At 49.4% G+C, this 23,192-nt stretch carries 18 protein-coding genes; 12 read left to right on the top strand and 6 right to left on the bottom strand.

Annotated elements, in window-relative coordinates:
• Window positions 1-106: 106 nt before the first annotated feature.
• Window positions 107-1,426 carry a xylose isomerase gene (xylA, locus tag ACXAGX_RS01870; protein WP_474836184.1) on the bottom strand — a complete coding sequence of 440 codons (1,320 nt, stop codon included), beginning with the start codon at window positions 1,424-1,426 and terminating at the stop codon, window positions 107-109.
• Between the two features lie 115 nt (window positions 1,427-1,541).
• Window positions 1,542-3,032 (bottom strand): xylulokinase, encoded by a 1,491-nt coding sequence (gene xylB, locus ACXAGX_RS01865; protein ID WP_474836182.1) that lies wholly within the window; start codon window positions 3,030-3,032, stop codon window positions 1,542-1,544.
• A 171-nt stretch (window positions 3,033-3,203) separates the two neighbouring features.
• Between xylB and ACXAGX_RS01860 the strand changes: the two genes are divergently transcribed.
• The 3 genes from ACXAGX_RS01860 to ACXAGX_RS01850 all read left to right on the top strand — a co-directional run bounded on the left by ACXAGX_RS01860 (window position 3,204) and on the right by ACXAGX_RS01850 (window position 7,187).
• Window positions 3,204-4,424: a XylR family transcriptional regulator gene (locus ACXAGX_RS01860; RefSeq protein ID WP_474836180.1), complete on the top strand. Its 1,221-nt coding sequence runs from the start codon at window positions 3,204-3,206 to the stop codon at window positions 4,422-4,424.
• A gap of 38 nt (window positions 4,425-4,462) precedes the next feature.
• Window positions 4,463-5,881 carry a sugar porter family MFS transporter gene (locus ACXAGX_RS01855; RefSeq protein ID WP_474836178.1) on the top strand — a complete coding sequence of 473 codons (1,419 nt, stop codon included), beginning with the start codon at window positions 4,463-4,465 and terminating at the stop codon, window positions 5,879-5,881.
• Between the two features lie 88 nt (window positions 5,882-5,969).
• Window positions 5,970-7,187 (top strand): MFS transporter, encoded by a 1,218-nt coding sequence (locus ACXAGX_RS01850; RefSeq protein ID WP_474836176.1) that lies wholly within the window; start codon window positions 5,970-5,972, stop codon window positions 7,185-7,187.
• Window positions 7,188-7,211: 24 nt separating this feature from the next.
• Here the strand turns inward: ACXAGX_RS01850 and ACXAGX_RS01845 are convergent, their stop codons facing one another.
• On the bottom strand, window positions 7,212-7,697 hold the full coding sequence (locus ACXAGX_RS01845; protein ID WP_474836174.1) for a cupin domain-containing protein: 486 nt from the start codon (window positions 7,695-7,697) through the stop codon (window positions 7,212-7,214).
• Between the two features lie 222 nt (window positions 7,698-7,919).
• On the opposite strand from ACXAGX_RS01845, the gene acnA reads away from it, so the two are divergent.
• Window positions 7,920-10,640 (top strand): aconitate hydratase AcnA, encoded by a 2,721-nt coding sequence (gene acnA / locus ACXAGX_RS01840; RefSeq protein WP_474836172.1) that lies wholly within the window; start codon window positions 7,920-7,922, stop codon window positions 10,638-10,640.
• An 87-nt stretch (window positions 10,641-10,727) separates the two neighbouring features.
• Here the strand turns inward: acnA and ACXAGX_RS01835 are convergent, their stop codons facing one another.
• The 3 genes from ACXAGX_RS01835 to ACXAGX_RS01825 form a co-directional block, all read right to left on the bottom strand.
• Window positions 10,728-11,087, bottom strand: a complete 360-nt coding sequence (locus ACXAGX_RS01835; protein ID WP_474836170.1) for a DUF3392 domain-containing protein — start codon at window positions 11,085-11,087, stop codon at window positions 10,728-10,730.
• Window positions 11,088-11,219: 132 nt separating this feature from the next.
• Window positions 11,220-12,113, bottom strand: a complete 894-nt coding sequence (locus ACXAGX_RS01830; RefSeq protein WP_474836168.1) for a sugar phosphate isomerase/epimerase family protein — start codon at window positions 12,111-12,113, stop codon at window positions 11,220-11,222.
• A gap of 123 nt (window positions 12,114-12,236) precedes the next feature.
• Window positions 12,237-13,241, bottom strand: a complete 1,005-nt coding sequence (locus ACXAGX_RS01825) for a LacI family DNA-binding transcriptional regulator (protein WP_474819125.1) — start codon at window positions 13,239-13,241, stop codon at window positions 12,237-12,239.
• Window positions 13,242-13,538: 297 nt separating this feature from the next.
• Between ACXAGX_RS01825 and ACXAGX_RS01820 the strand changes: the two genes are divergently transcribed.
• The 8 genes from ACXAGX_RS01820 to mqo all read left to right on the top strand — a co-directional run bounded on the left by ACXAGX_RS01820 (window position 13,539) and on the right by mqo (window position 23,088).
• Window positions 13,539-14,696, top strand: a complete 1,158-nt coding sequence (locus ACXAGX_RS01820; protein WP_474836166.1) for a Gfo/Idh/MocA family protein — start codon at window positions 13,539-13,541, stop codon at window positions 14,694-14,696.
• Window positions 14,697-14,727: 31 nt separating this feature from the next.
• The gene (locus ACXAGX_RS01815; protein WP_474836164.1) at window positions 14,728-15,783 is read left to right on the top strand and encodes a sugar phosphate isomerase/epimerase family protein; all 1,056 of its coding nucleotides are present in this window, start codon (window positions 14,728-14,730) and stop codon (window positions 15,781-15,783) included.
• Window positions 15,784-15,836: 53 nt separating this feature from the next.
• Window positions 15,837-17,057 carry a nucleoside permease gene (locus tag ACXAGX_RS01810; protein WP_070126447.1) on the top strand — a complete coding sequence of 407 codons (1,221 nt, stop codon included), beginning with the start codon at window positions 15,837-15,839 and terminating at the stop codon, window positions 17,055-17,057.
• Complete coding sequence (locus ACXAGX_RS01805) at window positions 17,050-17,940, top strand: hydroxypyruvate isomerase family protein (protein WP_070126448.1); 891 nt, start codon at window positions 17,050-17,052, stop codon at window positions 17,938-17,940. The genes ACXAGX_RS01810 and ACXAGX_RS01805 overlap by 8 nt, the downstream gene beginning before the upstream one ends.
• A gap of 41 nt (window positions 17,941-17,981) precedes the next feature.
• Window positions 17,982-19,664, top strand: a complete 1,683-nt coding sequence (locus ACXAGX_RS01800) for a GMC oxidoreductase (RefSeq protein WP_474819141.1) — start codon at window positions 17,982-17,984, stop codon at window positions 19,662-19,664.
• A gap of 2 nt (window positions 19,665-19,666) precedes the next feature.
• Window positions 19,667-20,284, top strand: a complete 618-nt coding sequence (locus ACXAGX_RS01795) for a gluconate 2-dehydrogenase subunit 3 family protein (protein WP_474836161.1) — start codon at window positions 19,667-19,669, stop codon at window positions 20,282-20,284.
• A 73-nt stretch (window positions 20,285-20,357) separates the two neighbouring features.
• Window positions 20,358-21,107, top strand: a complete 750-nt coding sequence (locus ACXAGX_RS01790) for a 3-keto-disaccharide hydrolase (protein ID WP_474819285.1) — start codon at window positions 20,358-20,360, stop codon at window positions 21,105-21,107.
• 313 nt (window positions 21,108-21,420) lie between these two features.
• Complete coding sequence (mqo, locus tag ACXAGX_RS01785; protein ID WP_474836160.1) at window positions 21,421-23,088, top strand: malate dehydrogenase (quinone); 1,668 nt, start codon at window positions 21,421-21,423, stop codon at window positions 23,086-23,088.
• Window positions 23,089-23,192: the final 104 nt, after the last annotated feature.

Below are 23,192 nucleotides of genomic sequence, written 5' to 3'. Positions count from 1 at the left end.
GGGGCGACATCATAACAGCGCATCAAGGAAGGTGCAGCCCCGGATAATACCGTCTGTGTTATTACCGGTATTACAGGGGGCTGCTAAGGGACAGTGCTACAACTGATTATTTGTAGAGAATTTGATTAACCAGGTTTTCCAGGCCTTCCTGCTTGCCTGAAACGGGTTTTGGATCTAGCGCATTGTTACGGGCATAGTTGGCAACGTCTTCCAGAGACATAGTGCCGTTAAGCACCTGATGACCAAAGTCTTGATTCCAGTCGGCGTAGCGTTTTTCTACCGCGCTGGATAAAGCTTCAGACTCGAGCAGCGCTGCTGCTTTTTTCAAGCCCAAGGCACAGGTATCCATACCACCAATATGGCCGAGGAATAAGTCTTCAGCGTCGATGCTCTGACGACGTAATTTGGTGTCAAAGTTAAGACCGCCGCTGGTAAAGCCGCCATTTTTCAGGATCTCGTAACAGATGAGTGTCATCTCTTCTACTGAGTTAGGGAATTGGTCGGTGTCCCAGCCCAGCTGCGGGTCGCCACGGTTAGCATCAATAGAGCCGAACACACCCAACGCAAACGCGGTAGCGATTTCATGGTGGAAAGAGTGACCCGATAACGTTGCGTGGTTAGCTTCGATGTTAACGGCAAATTCTTTTTCCAAACCAAATTCAGTCAGGAAGCCGTGTACGGTGGCGGTGTCGTAATCGTACTGATGTTTAGTGGGTTCTTGTGGTTTTGGCTCAATCAGCAGCAGGCCATTAAAGCCAATTTTGTGCTTGTGCTCTACCACCATGTTCATGAAGCGACCGAGTTGCTGACGCTCTTTTTTCAGATCGGTATTCAGTAAAGTTTCATAGCCTTCACGACCACCCCACAATACGTAGTTTTCACCCCCCAGTTGTTTGGTGGCATTCATCGCATGAAACACCTGAGTGGCAGCGCGAGCAAACACGGCTGGATCGGGGTTGGTTGCCGCACCTGACATATAGCGCGGATGGCTGAATACATTCGCTGTGCCCCAAAGCAGCTTCATGCCGGTTTCTTCTTGCTTGTGGGCAAGCACTTCGGTCATCGCCGAAAAGTTGTTGATATAGTCGTTTACTGAATTTCCTTCAGGGGCCACGTCTACATCGTGAAAGCAGTAGTAGGGCGCGCCGAGTTTTTCCAGAAACGAAAAAGCGGCATCCGCTTTGGCTTTCGCTTGTGTCATTGGGTCGCCGCCAGCTAACCACGGACGATTAAACGTACCCGCGCCGAATACATCGGCACCGTCCCAGCAGAAGTTGTGCCAGTAACAGGCCGCGAAGCGTAAGTGGTCTTCCATGGTTTTACCCATGATCACTTCTTCAGGGTTGTAGTGTTTAAAAGCCAGTGGATTGGTCGATTCCGGACCTTCGTATTTAATCGCCGGAATGGCGTCGAAATAATTGCTCATGGTTATTTTCCCCGTCGAAGGAATGAGTCGTCCAGGAAATATTCCTGCACGGATAAATTGCGCTGTTAAACGTTACCAGACAGTCTGGTGTATCTCTTCGTTTGCAACAATTATGTTAATTAGTGAAAGTTTTGTGTTTTTTCGGGGCCGAGTAAAAAGGCTCAATAGCATAGTAAAGTTCACGAAACTGCTGACGCCTCAACATATACGCATTGTGAATGGCGTCGTTGGGCGAATAGCTGGCTTCGATAGCAGGCTGAAAACAAATGTCTGAAGCCGCGATATCTGGATTAACTGCCAATTGTGCCAGGCGAGCAGCGCCAAGCGCCGGGCCCACATCGCCACCTTGGCGATAAGAGAGTTTACGGCCACTCACATCGCTGAGAAGTTGTCGCCAAAACGCACTTTTCGCACCACCACCAATTAGGCTGATATCCGACACAGTAACGCCGCTTTCATCCACTGCATCCATGCCATCAGCAAGGGCCATCGACACTCCTTCCATCACTGCTCGGGCCATGTGGGCGCGGGTTGTGGAAGCTGATACGCCAAAAAAAGAGGCCTTGGCATAAGGATTATTGTGCGGTGTGCGCTCGCCGGTGAGATAAGGTAAAAACAACGGGATGGCAGCATCATCAAACGCTACGTTGCACTCGACATCGTCAATCATTTCGCCCACGTTTTCGTAGCCGCTTTGCGAGGCGTACCATTGCAGGCAGCTCGCCGCACTCAACATTACCGACATCAGATGCCAGCGGTAGGGTAGGGCATGACAAAAGCTGTGTACCGCTTGCGCTGTGTTAGTGCGAAAATCATCTGTTACCGCGAAGTACACACCTGACGTGCCTAACGACAACATGGCTTGCCCGGGCTCAACAATACCGCAACCGATGGCACCCGCCGCGTTATCGCCACCGCCACCAGCCACGGCAACTGCGTTCATGCCCCAGCGTTCTGCCAGCTCGGTGTTCAGATAACCCGTCACCTCGTTACCTTCGAACAGTGAAGGCATGTGAGATTCATCCAGACCACAGGCGCTAAGCAGGGTGTCGTCCCAGCAGCGGCCTTCAGTGTCCAGCCAGATTGTCCCGGCTGCATCAGACATATCGCTGGCGAATTCGCCGGTAAGTTTGTAACGCAGGTAATCTTTTGGAAGCAGAACTTTTTTCACTTTCGCGAACACGCCTGGCTCGTGATTTTTCACCCACAGAAGTTTGGGCGCAGTAAAACCTGCCATGACAATGTTGCCGCTACGCTGACGGGCGTCTTCAACCGTAGCTTCAATTTCTCGGCATTCGGCGTCGCAGCGGCCGTCGTTCCACAATATAGCTGGTCGAAGTATTTCGCCGTTTTCATCAAGCAGCGTAGCACCATGCATTTGGCCACTCAGGCCAATGGCTTTCACCTCTGCGAGTGATTGCTTATCTGCTAATTCATCCAGACAGGCGCAGGTGGCATTCCACCAGTCCTGCGGATTTTGTTCTGACCAAAGGGGCTTTGGCATCGACACGTCCAGTGCCGCATGAGAGGCTGCTATCACCGCGCCCTGTTCGTTGGTTAACACCACCTTAACGCCGGAGGTGCCTAAATCTATGCCCAGATACATGTCTCGTTCACTTCTTAAAATCGCTGATACCGCTATGTTGATTATCAAATGCAGTTAGGGCAATTATGAAATTTTGTAATCTTTTTGTTAATTGATGTTGACTGGTTTAGGATGCTGAAAAACAATAATCATAATCGCCTTTATGGAATTTGCTTTTATCAGGACAGAATCATGTTTGAGAAGTCGCACAGTATTACGTTGCTGTTCAATGCCAGTAAGGTTTACGACCGCCAAATCATTGAAGGAATAGGGAAATATCTGCAGACCTCCAGAGCCGACTGGGATCTGTATCTCGAAGAAGATTTCATGACTCGCTTAGAGCACCTTGATGAGTGGAGCGGCGACGGGATTATTGCTGATTTCGATAACCCGGCGATCGAGCGGGCATTGACCAAAGCAAAAGTGCCGGTGGTGGCGGTGGGTGGGTCGTACCAGAATAAATCTGACTATCCTGAAGTGCCTTATGTGGCCACTGATAACTATGCGCTGGTAGAGGCGGCGTTTGAACATCTTAAGCAAAAGGGTATTGAACGTTTTGCCTTTTATGGTGCGCCTGTCAATCCGCAGCATCGCTGGGCGCAGGAACGTGAACGCGCCATGCTTGAGCTTACACGTAAGGAAGGCTACGAATGCTATCTTTATCGTGGCCATGCCGTTCGCCCTGAAACCTGGCAGTATTCACTTAAACGTCTTACCGATTGGTTACGTAGTTTGCCTGCACCAACGGGCATCGTTGCTGTAACCGATGCCCGTGCTCGTCATCTTTTGCAAGCCTGCGATCACTTAGGATTACTTATTCCTGAACGCTTTTCCGTTATTGGCATCGATGACGACGAACTGGCCCGTTATCTTAGCCGGGTGAGTTTAACTTCCGTTAAGCAGGGCTGTTTCGATATGGGCTTTCAGGCTGCCAGAATGTTGCACCGCCAGTTGCAGGGCATGCCGGTGACAAAAGCGCCGGTGCTGGTGCCACCTGAACGAGTAGCAGAACGGCAGTCAACCGATTACAAAGCCATTAAAGATCCGCTGGTAATGCAGGCAATGCACTTCATTCAACATAATGCTTGTCGCGGGATTAAAGTGGATCAGGTGCTCGATCACGTTGGTATCTCCCGCTCTAATCTTGAAGGGCGCTTTCGTGATGAACGCGGGCACAGCATTCACACCGAAATTCATAACGAAAAGCTCAACCGTGCCTGCAAAATGTTAAAGGAAACCGAAGAACCCGCTACCGAAATCGCGGAATTGTGCGGCTATCCTTCTATTCAATACATGTACGCTATTTTTCGAAAGCATTTTAATCAAACACCGGTGGAGTACCGACAGGCAAACCGGCCGCAAAGCCTGGAAGATGTGCCGGAAAAAACACTGCCAAGATTCGCGGCACTCTGAACCTATTACAACCCTAACCCACGGAGAATAACAACAGCATGGATACAGTGATGACATCAAGTAGTAGCGAGCGAACAACCAATGGGGCGTTCATATTGTTTATCAGTATTGTTGCCACCATCGGCGGCTTCCTGTTTGGATTCGACAGTGGGGTGATCAACGGCACCGTCGACGGATTACAGGTCGCCTTCCAATCTGAAAGTGTGGGCACCGGTTTTAATGTATCGAGCATGCTGCTGGGTTGTGCCGTGGGGGCTTTTTTTGCCGGTCGCCTGGCAGACAAATTTGGCCGACGTAGTTTGCTACTGGTTGCAGCTGTACTGTTCATCATAAGTGCTTGGGGGTCTGGTATTTCTACTTCTGGCGGGGAATTCGTGGTGTACCGCATTCTCGGCGGTTTGGCGGTTGGTGCCGCATCGGTGATGGCGCCAGCTTACATCGCAGAAGTGTCTCCGGCTAAGTATCGTGGCATGCTCACTTCAATACAGCAAATTGCCATAATCAGTGGGTTATTTGCCGCGTTTCTTAGTAACTACATTCTTGCTGATGTTGCAGCCGGTTCAACCCAGCCATTGTGGTTAGATTATGCCGCCTGGCGCTGGATGTTTTGGATGGAATTGTGTCCGGCGTTTTTGTTTCTAACAATGTTGCTTTTCATTCCTGAAAGTCCGCGATTCTTAGTGGTAAAAGGGCGAACTGAAAAAGCCAGAGAAGTGCTTACTCGCCTTTATGGAGTCGAAGGGCAGCTGAAACTCAAAGAAATCCAGGATACACTGGCCTCTGATCACCAACCAAAACTGAGTGACCTGAAGCTTCCCGACACTGGCAAGGTTCGACCCATTGTATGGATTGGACTGGGACTCGCCACGTTACAGCAATTGGTGGGTATTAATGTGGTGTTCTATTATGGTGCCGTGCTTTGGCAAGCGGTCGGTTTTTCTGAAAGCGATGCACTGTTGATTAACGTTATCAGTGGCGCTATTAGCATTGCAGCTTGTTTGGTAACCCTTGCGATTATCGACAAAGTTGGCCGCAAACCACTACTCATGTGGGGTTCTGTCGGCATGACTGTTACCCTTGCCGCACTGGTTGTTGCCTTTGGTAATGCCGAACAGGGCGCTGATGGTCGCTTGATCATGGGCGACTGGGGGCCGGTGGCGCTGGTGGCAGCCAACCTCTATGTCTTCTGTTTTAACTTTTCCTGGGGCCCGGTGATGTGGGTGATGCTCGGCGAGATGTTCCCGAATCAAATCCGCGGCTCAGGGCTGGCAGTGAGCGGACTAATCCAGTGGCTGACAAACTTTGCTATCACCTGGACATTCCCAATGATGTTAGCTAGTGTGGGCCTCGCTGGTGCCTATGGTTTCTATGCCGTGTGTGCATTCGTTTCTGTGCTGTTTGTGGTGCGATACATTTATGAGACTCGCGGCCGGGAGTTGGAGGATATGCAGGGCTGAGCGAACACTTCTTCTCCAATAAAAAAGACGGTAGTATGGTGGAATCTTTCCCGCCAACTACCGTTTTTCTTTTTTAAGGCCCCCCCTTATGTCACAGCCTGTTCGACTCTTAAGTTTTTCTATTGCGTTTGCTTGTGTGCTTTTAGCACTCAACTTTGGCCTGCGCTCTTCCATGGGCTTTTTTATGGAGCCGGTGTCTTCAGAATTTGGCTATGGCAGAGAAGTGTTCGCGTTTGCATTGGCTTTGCAGAACTTGTGTTGGGGGCTGTTTCAACCGCTGGCAGGGGCGATGGCAGATCGCTACGGTACCGTGCGTACTATTATCGTTGGCGCAATCTTCTACGCTGCAGGCTTGGCAGTTACTGCGCTAACTGACAATTCAGGTGGCCTTAATGTTGGTGCGGGTTTGCTTATGGGCATGGGCATCGCCGGTTCTGGGTTAGGTGTTGTGTTACCCGCGATGGCGCGCATGGTGTCTGCAGAAAAACGCTCATTCGCGTTAGGGCTGGGCAGTGCAGCGGGTTCAGCCGGTCAATTACTGGTGGTACCTGCCGCGCAGGCGTTCATTGCCAGTTTTGGCTGGAGCAATGCATTACTCCTGATGGCGGGATGTGCGTTATTGATGGCATTGATGTCCGGTTCATTAAAAGGCAGTAGCGGACAAAGTAGTGCTACCAACAGCGCTCAGCCAAAACAAACCGTCTCGGAAGCATTAAAAGAAGCCTGTAGCTATCCACATTACTGGCTGATTGTGGTGGGATTTTATGTTTGCGGTTTTCAGCTCGCCTTTATTACCGTTCATATGCCAGCATTCCTTTCAGACAGAGGTTTCGATGCAAACGTAGCGGTGGGGAGTTTAGCGCTGATAGGTCTATTCAATATTTTTGGCTGTTTGCTTTCCGGTTCCTGGGCGGGGAAATATTCAAAGAAAAATCTACTCACATTAATTTATGCCCTAAGAGCGGTGGCTATTGCTGCATTCATGTTTTTTCCGATGACGCCCACTTCCGTTTATATTTTTTCCGTAGTCACAGGCTTGCTCTGGTTGGCAACGGTACCTCCCACTTCAGGGCTGGTGGCGCAATTGTTTGGCTTGCCGCACATGGGCTTGCTGTATGGCATTGTCTTTTTAAGCCATCAGTTGGGGTCGTTTAGCGGCGTGTGGCTTGGCGGCTATCTGTACGATCAAACGGGTTCTTACGACATGGTGTGGTGGAGTGCTTGTGTTATTGCGGCCGTCACGGCGGTTATTCATGTCTTTATCGACGAGCGCCCAGTAGCACGACTTCGTGCTGCAATAGCTTAAAAAATAATAGCTATTCCGACAGGCTCAGATGAATCTGGCCATGTCGGGATGGGCCACTTCAATCCATTGTTTCAGACAAGGCTCTTCAATAAAACTGAAATCGGCGAAATCGAATCCGGGGGCAACTGAACAACCTACCAGTGTGTAATCCCCCGTGGTTTCCGCAGCCTGAAAATTCCCCGCAGGAACAATCGCGGCGTAACCGTGTGCCGCATCACCTAAGCGCTGCTCTCTCAGTTGTTGCTGATGTATTTGATACAGTCGCAGTGGCGCACCTTCGTAGAAGTTCCACACTTCATCATGCAGCACTCGGTGAAAACGACTGATCTGTCCCGCCAATAGCAGGAAATAAATGTGCGTCATTGCTGGGCGAGCTTGCCCGTGAGAAGGCGAGTTGACTTGTTTGGAAGATTCAAAGATCTGGCGAAAATAGCCACCTTCTGGATGAGGTTCCATCTGCAACTGTTCAATGAGTGGATGTTGTCGCGATTTAGCCAGTGTCATAACCATTGATTTTTATATCCCTGGGTTAAGTGCCCTCTTCTTAATAGCTTACCGCGCTATTTAAACAAAATTATCATGATAGTTAACCAAATCGCAACAATTCACTTGTGAAGTCAGGTGAACTTTTTTTCGACGACAGTTCGTATGAATGGAAAATTATTCCAAGGGATTTCAGAACAGCGTCGTAGGTTGTTCTGGCCCATAAACTAATGTGCGATAGGTGAAAACGTGAAATATCAGAAGTTTACTACTGTTAACGTTGGTGAAAATGCATATAAGGCAATCAGCTTCGATTCCATTGGCAAGCAGTTTGACCTCGACCGTTTGCCATTTTGTATCAAGATCCTGCTAGAAAATTTAATCCGCCATGAAGATAAGGAATTTGTCAGCAGCGACGACATTGAAAAAGTGGCAAAGTGGGATACCAGCGACGATTCTCAACATGAAATTTCGTTTGTGCCAGCCCGGGTAATCCTCCAGGACTTCACGGGTGTACCTGCTATTGTCGACCTTGCTGCCATGCGTGATGCGGTAAACGACCTCGGCGGCGATGCGCAAGCAATCAACCCGCTGAACCCGGTAGAGTTGGTCATCGACCACTCCGTTATGGTGGATTATTTTGCTTCAGACGATGCGTTTGAGAAAAACGTAGACGTAGAAGTGCAGCGAAATCGCGAGCGCTATCAGTTCCTGAAATGGGGGCAATCTTCCTTTGATAACTTTAAAGTGGTGCCGCCAGGCCGAGGTATTGTTCACCAAGTGAACCTTGAATACCTTGCCCGCTGTGCATTCACCAAGCAAGAGGGTGACGACACCTTGGTTTACCCTGATACGCTGGTGGGTACCGACTCTCACACCACAATGATTAACGGCCTTGGCGTACTAGGTTGGGGTGTGGGTGGTATTGAAGCTGAAGCGGCCATGCTTGGGCAGCCTGTCACCATGCTTCGCCCTGATGTGGTGGGGTTCCGGTTAACCGGCAAGCTGAATCCAGGTGTTACCGCAACCGATATGGTGCTTACCATTACGGAACAACTGCGTAACCACGGCGTAGTGGGTAAGTTTGTAGAATTCTATGGTCCGGGTATCAAATATCTAACCACGGCCGATCGCGCGACTATTGCCAACATGGCTCCTGAGTATGGTGCGACTTGCGGTATTTTCCCCATCGACCAGGTTGCTTTAGATTACCTTAAACTGACAGGTCGTCCTGACGCACAAATTGAGTTAGTGGAAAGCTATGCGAAGAGCGCAGGTATTTGGCACGATGACCACAGTAAAGATGCTATCTATCACGAAAATATGGAGATAGATCTTTCAGAAGTTGTACCGTCTATTGCCGGGCCTAAGCGTCCGCAAGATCGCATTCCGCTGGATAGCGCCGCTGCTGCGTTCACCGATTGGTATAAGCAACAAATCGACGTGAAAGTGGTTGAAGAGGAAGCTAAGTTTGTCGCTGAAGGCGGCGATATGGCTGAAGTCGATGAAGAACAAGATTCGTTCGTAGAGTTCGACGGAGAAAAATTCAATCTGGAAAGCGGAGCGGTAGTGATTGCCGCTATTACCAGCTGTACGAACACGTCGAATCCGTCCGTTCTCATTGGGGCTGGTCTGGTGGCGCAAAAAGCCGTTGAATTAGGCCTAACTCGCAAGCCGTGGGTGAAAACATCCCTTGCGCCGGGTTCTCAGGTGGTAACGCAATACCTTGAGGATGCAGGTTTAATGGACCCGCTGGAAAAACTCGGCTTTAACCTGGTGGGCTATGGCTGTACAACCTGTATTGGTAACTCAGGCCCGCTACCGGAAGAGATTTCTCGTGCCATTAACGATGCGAAGCTCACCGTGACTTCAGTGTTATCGGGTAATCGTAACTTTGAAGGGCGTATTCACCCCGACGTAGCTGCAAACTACCTGGCATCGCCACCACTCGTGGTAGCTTATGCGCTGGCCGGAAACATGCAAATTGATATTACCAAGGAGCCACTGGGCAAAAGCAAAGATGGCAAACCCGTTTACCTGAAAGATATTTGGCCTACTGAAGAAGAAATTCAGTCGAAGATTAATGAGTATGTATCGGGCGATCTGTTTAAACAGAAATATGCTGATGTATTCAAAGGTAATGAAATCTGGAACAAGCTCGATGTATCGTCTACTTCAGTTTACGACTGGCCAGATTCGAGCTACATCAAACACCCGCCTTTCTTTGCCGAAATGGGCGGTGAACCGGCGGCGTTAAGTGCTATTGAAAGTGCTCGTTGTCTGGTTAAAGTGGGCGACTCTATTACAACCGACCACATTTCACCGGCAGGTGCCATTGCACCAGACAGTCCCGCAGGCAAATATCTTCTGGAGCAGGGCGTCGAGCCAGAAGATTTTAACTCACTGGGTTCTCGTCGAGGTAATCACGAGGTCATGATGCGTGGTACTTTCGCCAACGTACGCTTGAAAAATCAATTAGCACCAGGGACTACCGGCAGTGCGACCACTCACTTCCCAAGTGGCGAGTCGATGTCTATTTTTGATGCCGCAATGCGTTACCAACAGGAAGGTGTTCCGGCGGTGGTCATTGGTGGTAAAGAATACGGTACCGGTTCAAGCCGCGACTGGGCAGCAAAGGGACCGTCGTTGCTCGGCGTGAAAGCTGTAATGGTTGAGAGCTACGAGCGAATTCACCGTTCTAACCTGATTGGTATGGGTATTCTGCCGCTTCAGTTTAAACCCGGCGACAGTGCAACCTCGCTAGAGTTGCGCGGTGACGAAACGTATTCGATTGCAGCGGTAAGCCGCGATCAGAAAGAAGTGGAAGTTACGGTTACTGACGACTCCGGTAAAAGCCGCTCATTTATGATGGATATTCGCATCGATACCGCGAATGAATTCACCTACTTCGAGCATGGCGGTATTCTGCACTACGTCATCCGTGAATACCTGAAAAAAGGTGCCCAGTAAGTCATTGTTTGAGTAGCAACAGAAAATCCCGCACTTCGATGTGGGATTTTTTTGCTCATTTACCGTGAGGAATTTCGCGTTCATGGATCAGATGTATCGACGACGCTCAGCTAAGATCCCAAGCACGATAAACGCAGAAACAAAACCAATGCCCTGCAAATACCAGGGTAAGTACTTGATCAAATATAACAAGAACGGTGCCCCATGAATGGTAAGTAACCCGTACCCGAAGGCACAAAGCAGCACAAATAAGGTGGTGCGAATAAGGAAATGATAGGGGGCCAGCATGCGCTTGATATGTTTGTTAATCACATCGCCGTAAACCACCAATATCGTGGCCATTAACATAATGCTAAGTTGCGTAAAGTAGGGCGAAAGCCACTGACTGAACTGACCCAAGGTTTGTGTCATACGTACTTCCTGATGCTCGTTTTTATTGATTTGCATGGGGCGCAGCGTCTTTGCACTGCCATTAGCGCACAAAAATGCCCGCTATTGCGGGCATTCAATATTAAGTAGTGTAGCACTGGCGAGCATTAGCCAGCGTATCTGATTTTCAACGTGGGTATTTGAAAGCTATCAGGCGCCAAGTAGCGCTGATACTGCTTTGTAACCTTGTTGAATGGTCTTCAGCTTGTCTTGCGTTTGGTCACGTTCAACAAAACGGTGCTCGACACCCGCCTGGGCTGATGCAGCAAAAATACGGGCAAAATCGACAGTGCCGGTACCAACATCGGCAAACTGACCTTCAGCATCTTTGTCTTTTACATGCCACAGTTTGAAACGACCTGGATATTTGGCGAAATAAGCCAGTGGATCTTTACCGGCTTTGCTCATCCAGAACAGATCCATTTCCATCGCCATTTTGTCGGCATCCACTTCGTTAAGCAGAACGTCGTAAGGTTCAACGCCGTCAGTCACATGGAATTCAAAATCATGGTTGTGATAAGCCAGTTTCAGACCGTGTTTATTACAGGCTTCGCCCCACACATTGCACTGTTCAGCAAGCTTCTTATAAACATCAATGGTGGTACCGCGTTGTTCTTCAGTCAGGTAAGGAATAACCACATATTTGTGACCGACTTCCATGGCGGTGTCGATAACTTTATTGATACCGTCGTTACGGAAGGTATCTAAAGGAATGTGCGCAGACGGTGCTGACAAGCCCTCACCATCAATGATTTTACGAATTTCTTTGGTGCTGTGATTAAAGTAACCGGCAAATTCCAATTCTTTATAGCCCACAGCTGAAACCAGTTTAAGAACGGCTGGAACACTCACTGCCATCATGTCGCGCAGTGTATAAAGCTGTAAGCCAACTCGGATTTCGGGTTTAGCCTGTGCAAATGCAAAACCTGGTGCCATGGCAAGGCCAAGACCCGCAGCTCCCAGTTTGACGAATTGGCGGCGCTCCAGTTTTGAATGCGTAACCTGAGCGGCTAAACGGCTTACCGCTTTATTTGTGCCTGACATGTTTCTCTCCTTCGTCATAATGACGTTTATAATGAAAGCTGAAAATAGCTTTAGTGCAACTTTTTAGGTTTCCTGACCGTTGTAAACTTGCCCGAAATCTTCACCGCTAAACCCTTTTTTGACTTACGCCGGTGCTTTCCCGGTACTGCCCCGCAAGATCAGCTCAAAGGGCATAATGACTTTGGGCGTGGTAGTTAGTTTGCCTTCTAAAAGGTCTACCAGCAAGTTCACCGCAGTGCGACCAAATGCTTCCGCCGGTTGAGCAATGGTTGTAAGCGGCGGATCGCAGTACGCTGCAAAATCGATGTTATCGAAACCTGCAACAGAAATGTCATCAGGAACTTTTAATCCTGCTTTTTTAAAACCCTGAACCGCACCCATGGCGGTTTCGTCGTTTTCACAAAACACGGCGGTGGGACGACTATCGAGCGCGAGCATTCTGCCCGCTGCTTCGAAACCTGCCTGCAGTGTGAAGTCTCCGGCAAATAACAGAGATTCATCATATTCGATGCCCGCTGCTTGCAGGGCATCTCGGTAACCCGTTAACCGATCTTGCGTCAGTGGACTCTGTGCTGGTCCTTTAAAAATAGCGATACGTTTATGACCTAACGACAATAGGTGTTCTGTCATGGCCTTTGCCGCTGCGCGGTTATCCAGTGTAACGGTGGGAAACTTAACAGTATTCATCACCTCACAGGCGTTAACCATCGGGAGCATTGCATTATTGCTGTTATTGTCTTCGGTAAAAGGATTGTGCGCTCGCAGCTGAATGAGTCCGTCGGCCTGAGAAGTCTGTACCAGTTTGGCATAGCTGGCTTCGATTTCAGGATTACCTAATGTGTTCCCTAACAAGAGCGAATAGCCAAGTTCCGCTGCCGCTTCCTGCATACCGCTTATAACCCGGGCAAAAAATACGGTCGCAACGGTAGGAACCAGTACTACCAAATTATGGGTTTTCCCGGAGCGGAATTTCACCGCCATTAAGTTAGGTTTATAGCCCACCTCACTCACAGCAGACATCACTTTAGCCCGCGTTTTCGGTGAAACACGTTCCGGTTGTTGCAGGGCGCGCGATACAGTCGCTACAGAAACCCCAGCTAAATCAGCGACATCACGAATGTTTGACATGTTTTACTTATTAACTCTCAACACAAACAGAGACTAGGCACTTGGCCATCACAAAAACTTAATAATATGTAACGGGTTACATTAAGACTGTGAAGAATTACTCAAATGTAACAAGAAATCCAGTGTAAAATCCAAAAATGAAACAAAAAAACAACAATTGTTCTGGTAAATCAGAATAATTGTCCGTAATGTCTACTACCTTAGACTAAAAGCCGTTGACAGCCTCTAATGTAATCCGTTACATTTTTACAGTAATTACAACTTTGTAACATTAGAACTGCAGATTTGGGAGAAACCATGGCGAAATTAGAACGTGTTCGCGCGGGAATGGTCGGTGGCGGCGAAGGCGCATTTATCGGGGCGGTTCACCGTCACGCAATGGGTCTGGACGGCCAATATGACCTGATTTGTGGCGCTTTTAGTCGCGACGAAGGTAACAATCAGCGCACCGGAGATAGTCTGGGGCTGGATTCAAATCGCGTTTATGCCTCCTGGCAGGAAATGCTCGATAAAGAAAATGAACTTCCTGCGGATGAGCGCATGGAAGTGGTTATCGTGGTGACGCCAAACCACCTTCACGTTCCGGTAACCATTGCTGCATTGAAAGCGGGCTATCACGTGTTCTGTGAAAAACCTGCTGGCCTGAATCTGGAAGAAACGAAAGAACTGGCAAAAGTCGTAAACGACTCTGACAAGCTTTACGGTCTTGCGCACACCTATCTTGGTTATCCTATGGTGTGGCAGGCAAAAGCCATGATTGAAGATGGCAAGCTAGGCAACATCCGCAAAATTCTGGTGGAATATCCGCAAGGCTGGTTGAGCGGCGAAGACGACCCATCAAACAAGCAGGCTTCCTGGCGTACCGACCCGGCGCTGTCTGGTGGTGCGGGTTGTATGGGTGACATTGGTACCCACGCTTTTGGTCTGGCTGAATTTATCAGTGGTCACACAGTAACGGAACTGTGTGCAGACATGAATATTATTGTACCGAATCGTCGTCTCGACGATGACGGTGCCGCGTTTTTCCGCACAGCTGAAGGTGCTAAAGGTGTGCTAATCGCAAGCCAAATCTGCGCTGGCGAAGAGAACGCACTGAAAATCAAAGTTTACGGTGACAAAGGTGGTCTGGAATGGCACCAAATGGAACCGAACTCAGTTATCTACCGTCCGCTGGGCGATGTGTACTCTGTGTATCGCGCAGGTTCCGGTCAGCCAGGCCTGTATCCTGAAGCGTCTGATCGCTGCCGCACACCATCTGGTCACCCTGAAGGTTATCTTGAAGCGTTTGCCAACCTGTATCGCTATTTCGCCATTGCATTGCGCGAAGGCAAAAGTGGTAAAGCCGATGGCGTACCAGGCCTGAAATCAGGTCTACGCGGTATGGCGTTCATTGAAGCCATGGTGGCATCCGGTACCAGCGACGTGAAATGGCACGCTATTCCGGACACCGAGTAACCGAAACAGAATACGAATTTAGGAGATAACCATGGCAGCAATTAAAGGGCCTGCAATTTTTCTGGCACAGTTTGCCGGTGATGAAGCGCCGTTCGACACCTTAGAAGGCATGGCCAAATGGGCCGCGTCCTTGGGATACAGAGGTATTCAGGTACCCACCGATCCGAAACTGTTTGATTTGGAAATCGCGGCGGAAAGTCAGGAATACTGCGACGACATCAAAGCGAAGTGCGCGGCAGCCGGTGTGGAAATCACCGAACTATCCACGCACTTACAGGGTCAGCTTGTGGCTGTGCATCCTGCATACGACGAACTGTTCGACAACTTCGCGCCTGAGCACCTGCACGGCAAGCCAAAAGAGCGCACCGAATGGGCCATCAATCAACTGATGCTGGCGGCGAAGGCCAGTAAGCGCCTGGGTCTGACCGCTCACGTTACCTTCTCTGGTGCGCTGATGTGGCACCTGGTTTATCCGTGGCCGCAGCGTCCTGCTGGTCTGGTAGACGAAGGCTTTAAAGAACTGGCTGCACGTTGGAAGCCAATTCTGGATGCCTTCGATGAAGCGGGTGTTGATCTGTGCTACGAAATCCATCCGGGTGAAGACCTGCACGACGGCGCGACCTTCGAGCGTTTCCTTGAAGAAGTTGATAATCATCCTCGCGCCAACATCCTGTTCGATCCTAGCCACTTTGTGCTGCAACAACTGGATTACCTGGACTTTATCGATCGTTATCACGACCGTATCAAAATGTTCCATGTTAAAGATGCTGAGTTTAATCCAAATGGTCGCAGCGGTGTGTACGGCGGCTACCAAGGTTGGGTTGACCGTCCGGGACGTTTCCGTTCACTCGGCGATGGTCAGGTAGATTTTAAAGGAATCTTTACTAAGCTCACTCAATACGGCTTTGAAGGTTGGGCTGTACTGGAATGGGAATGCTGCCTGAAAGATTCTGCACAAGGTGCTGCTGAAGGCGCACCATTCATTGCATCACACATCATTGAGCCAACCAAAGTGGCATTTGATGACTTTGCTGGTGCTGGTAGCAGTACAGAACGAAACCGCCGGATCCTGGGTCTGGATAAATAATAACAACAAGGCTGGGGCGGCAGCGCCCCGAAGAGTAGTAAGAGGATATAACAATGATAATGACCCGCCTGAGCATTATGATGTTTCTCCAGTTTTTTATCTGGGGTGGCTGGTTTGTAACCTTAGGTACTTTCATGGGGACGTCGCTAGGTGCCACCGGTAGTGAAATCGGTATGGCGTTTTCGACTCAGTCATGGGGCGCAATCATCGCACCATTTATTGTGGGTTTGATTGCCGACCGCTTCTTTAATGCAGAGCGTATTCTGGGCGTGCTTCACCTTATTGGTGCCGCACTGATGTACATGATGTACACCTCCACAGACTTTGCTTCATTCTATCCTTACGTACTAGGCTATATGATTGCCTACATGCCAACTCTGGCGCTGGTTAACTCTGTGTCGTTTGGCCAGATGACCGACCCGTCGAAAGAGTTTGGTAAAGTACGTGTTTGGGGCACCATTGGCTGGATCCTTGCTGGCCTGGTAATCAGTTATGTATTCTCCTGGGATTCACAATCAGCTATCTCAGAAGGCGCACTGCGTAACACCTTTGCACTTTCTGCCATTGGCTCATTAATTCTAGGTATTTTCAGTTTCACGTTACCTGCAACACCACCTAAAGCAAAAGGCGCGGCTTCAGCAAGCATTGGCGAGATGCTGGGTCTGGATGCGCTAACGCTACTGAAGAGTCGCAGTTTCCTGGTTTTCTTCCTGTCATCGGTACTGATTTGTATTCCACTGGCGTTTTACTACCAGAATGCGAACCCGTTCTTAGCTGGCATCGGCGTAGAAAACCCTACCGGTAAAATGGCCTTGGGTCAGGTGTCTGAAGCACTATTTATTCTTGCGTTACCTGTATTCCTGAATCGCTTCGGCATCAAAGCCACGTTACTGCTAGGCATGCTGGCTTGGGTACTGCGCTACGTAATGTTCGCTTACGGCGATGCTGATGGCGGCATGTTCCTGCTGCTGATTGGTATTGCACTGCACGGTATCTGCTACGACTTCTTCTTTGTGTCTGGTCAGATTTACACCGACGCAAAAGCGGGTGAAAACATCAAGAGTGCGGCGCAGGGTCTAATCACGCTGGCTACCTATGGTGTCGGTATGCTGATTGGTTTCTGGGTTGCCGGGCAAATTACAGACGCGTACACCACCGAAGCGGGCGCGGATTGGGCAAATATCTGGCTATTCCCTGCAGGCTTTGCCGCGGTAGTGCTGGTACTGTTCTTCATCCTCTTCAAAGAAGAGAAAAAGGTTACCACCGATGCGTAATGGGCGCAGATCGGTGCTTAAAGGGCTGGCGCTGTCGGGGGTTGGGCTGACAGCGGCCAGTGCTTTATCCATGCAGGCCCGTGCACACGGGAATGCTGAACATGGAACGTTGAAAGGGAATATCAAGCACGCCGTGGCGCGCTGGACTTTCCCGGACTTTTCTTTAGATGAGCTTTGTGTAGCGATTAAAGATATGGGATTTGCTGCCATCGATTTGGTTGGTCCAGACGAATGGCACATTCTTAAAAAGCATGGTGTTGATTGCTCCATGTGTAATGGCGCAGAGCTCAATCTTGAAGACGGTTGGTGTGACGACCGTTTTCATGAGGCACTTATCGAGCGGTATATTCCGCATATCGAAAAAGTCGCCAAAGCCGGTTATACCAACCTGATTTGTTTCAGTGGAAACAAACGGGGCATGGATAACGAAACCGGACTCAAAAATGCCGTAAAAGGTTTATCTCAAATTCTGCCTCATGCTGAGAAGCATGGGGTAGTTCTGCAAATGGAACTGTTCAACAGTAAAGTCAATCATCCTGATTACATGGCCGACAATTCAGCCTGGGGTATCGAGTTGTGCCGTCGCCTGGAATCGCCTAATTTCAAACTGCTTTACGACATTTACCATATGCAAATCAGCGAGGGTGACATCATTCGCACCATTCGTGACAACCATCAGTATTTCGGGCACTACCACACTGCTGGCGTGCCGGGGCGTCACGAGATTGATGACTCTCAGGAACTGTATTATCCGGCTATCGCAAAAGCGATCCGTGATTTACCGTTCGACGGGTATCTGGCCCAGGAATTTGTTCCAACTCCAGATAACAAGGCAGGCAAACTGAATTCGCTGAACCAGGCGATCCGTATTTGTGATGTCTGAACAATAAATGCTTTTGCCGGACGTGTTTAAGGGGACAATACATGGCAAGTAATACTTATGATGCGATCGTTGTCGGATCAGGGATCAGTGGCGGCTGGGCTGCCAAAGAGCTGACCGAGAAAGGTCTGAAAGTTTTAATGCTTGAGCGTGGTCAAAATATCGAACATGTAAAAGACTACATCAACGCACACAAAGAAAGCTGGGATTATCCTCACCGTGGGCTGGCCACGCAGGACATGAAAGAAATCTATCCTGCACTTTCCCGCGATTATCCGCTGAACGAAATGACGCTCGGTATGTGGGCCAACGAGCAAGAATCGCCTTACATCGAGAAAGAGCGTTTTGACTGGTATCGCGCCTATCAAATGGGTGGACGTTCACTGTTATGGGGTCGTCAGAGCTATCGTCTGAACCCAGAAGATTTCATGGCTAACGGTAAGGAAGGTATTGCTGTTGACTGGCCCATTCGTTACGAAGACCTGTCGCCGTGGTATGACTATGTTGAAAAATATGCCGGTATCAGTGGTACTCGCGAAGGTTTGAGCGTGCTGCCTGACGGCCACTTCATGCCACCGATTCCGTTGAATGCGGTTGAAAAAGATGTTGCTGCCCGCGTGAAGAAAGCGTTTGGTGGCTCACGTCACTTCATTCACTCTCGTTCTGCCAACATTACCCAAGGGATCAACGATATCCGTGTGGGTTGTCAGTTCCGTAACAAGTGCTGGTTAGGCTGTCCATTTGGCGGCTATTTCTCTACTCAGTCTTCTACGCTGCCAGCAGCAATGGCAACCGGTAACCTGACTGTGCGTCCTTTCTCTATCGTAAAAGAAATCAAATACGATAAAGATAAGAAGCGCGCTACGGGTGTTGAAATCATTGATGCGGAAACTAACGAGACCTACGAGTTCAACAGTAAAATCGTATTCGTTAACGCTTCTGCCTTTAACTCTGCATGGCTGCTGATGAACTCAGCGACCGACGTATGGGAAGGCGGTTTGGGCAGCAGCTCTGGCGAGCTGGGTCACAACGTCATGGACCACCACTTCCGTGTAGGTGCAAGCGCCAGTGTTGAAGGGTATGAAGACAGCTATTACTTCGGCCGTCGTCCAGCGGGCTTCTATGTGCCGCGTTTCCGTAACTGGGATGGCGACAAGCGTGATTACGTGCGTGGTTTCGGTTATCAGGGTTCTGCGAGCCGTGCAGGCTGGCGTAAAGACATCGCTGAACTGGGTCTGGGTTCCAACCTGAAAGACGCGATTTCTGAGCCGGGTGACTGGACTATTGGTATGACAGCGTTCGGTGAAATGCTGCCGCATCACGACAACCGTATCTTCCTTGATAAGAACAAGAAAGATAAATGGGGTCTGCCGGTACTGACCATGGACGTTAAAATTCGTGAGAACGAATACAAAATGCGTAAAGACATGCAACAGGATGCGGTTGAGATGTTTGAAGCGGCGGGCCTTAAGAACGTTCAAGGCTACGACGTGGACTACGCACCAGGTATGGGTATTCACGAAATGGGTACTGCACGTATGGGTCGCGATCCGAAGAGTTCAGTACTTAATAAGCACAACCAGGTTTGGGATGCACCAAACGTATTTGTGACCGATGGTGCAGCAATGACTTCAGCATCGTGTGTTAACCCGTCTCTGACCTACATGGCAATGACTGCCCGTGCAGCAGACTTTGCAGTAGACGAACTGAAAAAAGGAAACCTGTAGCCATGAACCGTCGTGATTTATTAAAATTCATCACTGCTGCCACAGGTGTTGCATTTGTCGGTGGCAAAGCGCTGGCTTACGAAAATCTGCCAGTGGTGCCGCTGTCTGACACCGGTTTCAGCAAAGAAGACGTTGCCTTCTTCAACGAATTAGGCGAAGTCATCATTCCCCGTACCGACACGCCGGGAGCTAAAGACGCCGACGTAGGTAGCTGTATGGCGGTACTGGTAGCAGACTGCTATCACCCCACCATGCAGAAAACCTTTAAAGACGGTCTGGTAACGCTGAAGAAACGCTCTGAAAAAGAGTACGGCAAAGATTTCTTGCTGCTGTCTGCTGAGCAGAAAATGGAATTGCTGTCTGCCCTCGATGAAGAAGCCAAAGCTTACAATGCTAAGAAAGGCATTTATGGTGATGTGGCCATGAGCAATCCGAATGCCGGTGCGCCATGGGATGAAGAGCTGGTTGCTCCTCACTACTTCTCGCTGATCAAGCAATTGGTGTTGTTCTCATTCTTCACGTCTCAGGTTGGCGCAACCAAAGTGCTACGTTACGTTGCTATTCCAACCAAATACGAAGATATCCCTTATAAGAAAGGTGACAGAGCCTGGGCTACCTAAGGTAGTCCGCGTTTCTTCTCTTTTAAAAATAATAAGGACACAAAAAATGACGAACAGAAAAAATGCCATCGTAATGGGGCTGGCTGCATCCTTCGCGGCTTTCGGTGTGTCAGCGAAAGAGCTGACTCCTGAGCAACAGGCGGCAAAGTCTGAAGTGTGGGAGCCGGTTCCGGCTATGGTTGAAAGCGCGCCAGGTAAAGCGCCTTCAGATGCAGTGGTACTGTTTGATGGTACTGACTTGTCTGCTTTTGAATCGCTAAAAGGCGGTGCAGCGAAGTGGACGGTAGAAGACGGCACGTTAACCGTAAAACCCGGTGCGGGTGATATTGTTTCTAAGCAGTCTTTCTGTAGCGTGCAACTGCATGCCGAATGGAAAACACCGACTGACGTTGAAGGGCTGGAAAGTCAGCAGCGTAACAACTCAGGTATTTTCCTGCAGCAGCGTTACGAAGTGCAGGTATTAGACTCTTACAACAATAAAACCTACCCCAATGGACAGGCTGGCAGTATTTACAAGCAATCTATTCCGTTGGTTAACCCGGTAAATCCGCCGGGTGAGTGGCAGACTTACGACATTATCTTTAATGCACCGGAGTTTGATGGCGACAAGTTGGTAGAACCGGGTTATCTCACTGTGCTGATTAACGGCGTACTGGTTCAGAACCACACCGAAATTCTGGGTAAAACCGAATGGATTGGTGGGCCTTCTTATGAAGCTCACGGTTGTGCGCCTATTCAACTGCAAGATCACAGTAACCCTGTTAGCTTCCGCAATATCTGGGTACGTGAAATCGGCGATAACACGCTAACCGATTTCCGCTAAGTCCAGCGCTTTCAAGCATTCACTAAGCCGCGAATTATTCTCGCGGCTTTTTTGTATGCGTCGCTGCCTGCACCTGTCAAAGCGTTTAAAACCAACCCTGATCGAAAAAGTGAATAAAGTGATGGGCAGATAAATGGCTTGTTAATAAAAGGAAAGTGAGTTTTTTCGGCCCGTATATTAACTTTTCATTTATGCCAGTCGGCGATAAAACCGTTCCTGATTACCAAATTATGCTATTCAAGCGGGCACAAATCTGAGTGCCCCAGCCTGCGTGTTTCAAGCATTCTTCCCCCTTCGTATATCAGGAGTCCCTATGCGATTTTCAAAAAGAGCAATTATCGGTTGCTCGTTAGTGGCAGTGGTTGCTGCTTCATTCATCTATTCATCGGTAAAAGATGATTCTGGCAGAGACATCAAGGCCGACACAAAAGTGGATGTGCTGCTCATCGGTGGCGGCATCATGAGTGCTACGCTCGGTACTTATTTACAAGAGCTTCAACCCGATTGGTCGATGATGATGGCTGAACGCCTCGATGGCCCAGCAGAAGAAAGTTCGAACGGATGGAACAATGCCGGTACCGGCCATTCTGCGCTGATGGAGTTAAACTACACGCCACAAAGAGAAGATGGTTCTGTAAATGTGGAAAAAGCCATTAAGGTAAACGAGGCGTTTCAGATCAGCCGTCAGTTCTGGGCGTATCAGGTTGAAAATGGCGTAATGAATGACCCGCAGTCGTTTATTCGCAGCGTTGACCACATGAGCTTCGTGTGGGGCGATACCAACGTAAACTTCTTGCGCGCACGTTATGCGGAACTGCAAAAGAACAGCCTGTTCCAAAGCATGGACTACAGTGAAGATCATGCGCAGATTGCAAAATGGGCACCGCTGCTAATTGAAGGCCGTGATCCGAGTGAGACCATTGCCGCCACCCGTTCAGGGATCGGCACCGACGTGAACTACGGTGAAATTACCCGTCAGCTGGTAAACGGGTTGAAAAAGCACGATAACTTCGATTTACGTCTACGTTCAGAAGTCCGTGGAATGAGCCAGAACGAAGACGGTTCGTGGCATGTACTGGTTGCCGATTTGGCAAACAATAAAGAGTACACCGTTGATGCAGGATTCGTGTTTATTGGTGCCGGTGGTGCCTCACTGCCGCTGTTGCAGGCATCGGGCATTCCTGAAGCCAAAAACTACGGTGGTTTTCCTGTGGGTGGTCAGTTCTTGTATACCGATAATCCTGATGTGGTGGCGAATCACAAAGTGAAAGCCTATGGTCAGGCAGAAGTGGGCGCGCCGCCGATGTCTGTTCCGCATATCGACGCCCGCCGTATCGACGGAAAAGAAATCGTACTGTTTGGGCCTTTCGCCACGTTTTCGACGAAATTCCTCAAGAACGGTTCTCTGTGGGATCTGTTAGATTCAACGACAACCTCTAATATCATTCCCATGATTGAGGTGGGCCTGGATAACTTCAGCCTGGTGCAATATCTGATTAGCCAGGTCATGCTGGACGATGAAGACAGAATGGCAGAGCTGCGTAAGTACTATCCGGAAGCAAAAGCGGAAGACTGGAAATTGATCACTGCGGGCCAGCGCGTGCAGATCATCAAAAAAGATCCAGAGGAAGGCGGTAAGCTGCAGTTTGGTACAGAAGTGGTGGTGTCTGACGACCAAACGTTAACCGCATTGCTGGGCGCATCGCCAGGTGCCTCTACTGCCGCGCCAATTATGCTTAATCTGATGGAACGGGCGTTTCCGGAAAAAGTGAATGGTGAATGGTTGCCACAACTAAAAGCGATTATTCCCTCATACGGTACTAAGCTTAACGGCAACGTGAGCGCGACAATGGACGAGCTAAATCACACCAGTGAGGCCTTACAATTGAGAAAGCCTGAGGCCGCTCAAGGTAACGCGCCGATGCCAGATGCATCTGTGCCAGTGGCCGAAAAATCTGATGTCGCGGATATCGAACTGTAAGCCGAGCTGCTGCAACGGTGGCGTCTGGTCCAGGCGCCATTATCATCTTGTTGAGGTGTGCTGAAAGCATGAATTAGGCCGAAGTTCGCTGCAGGCTTGAAATT

The organism is Alteromonas sp. ABV4_515 (assembly GCF_056160345.1).
The sequence above is the reverse complement of the archived record's forward strand: the minus strand, read 5'-3'. Positions and strand labels throughout refer to the sequence as shown.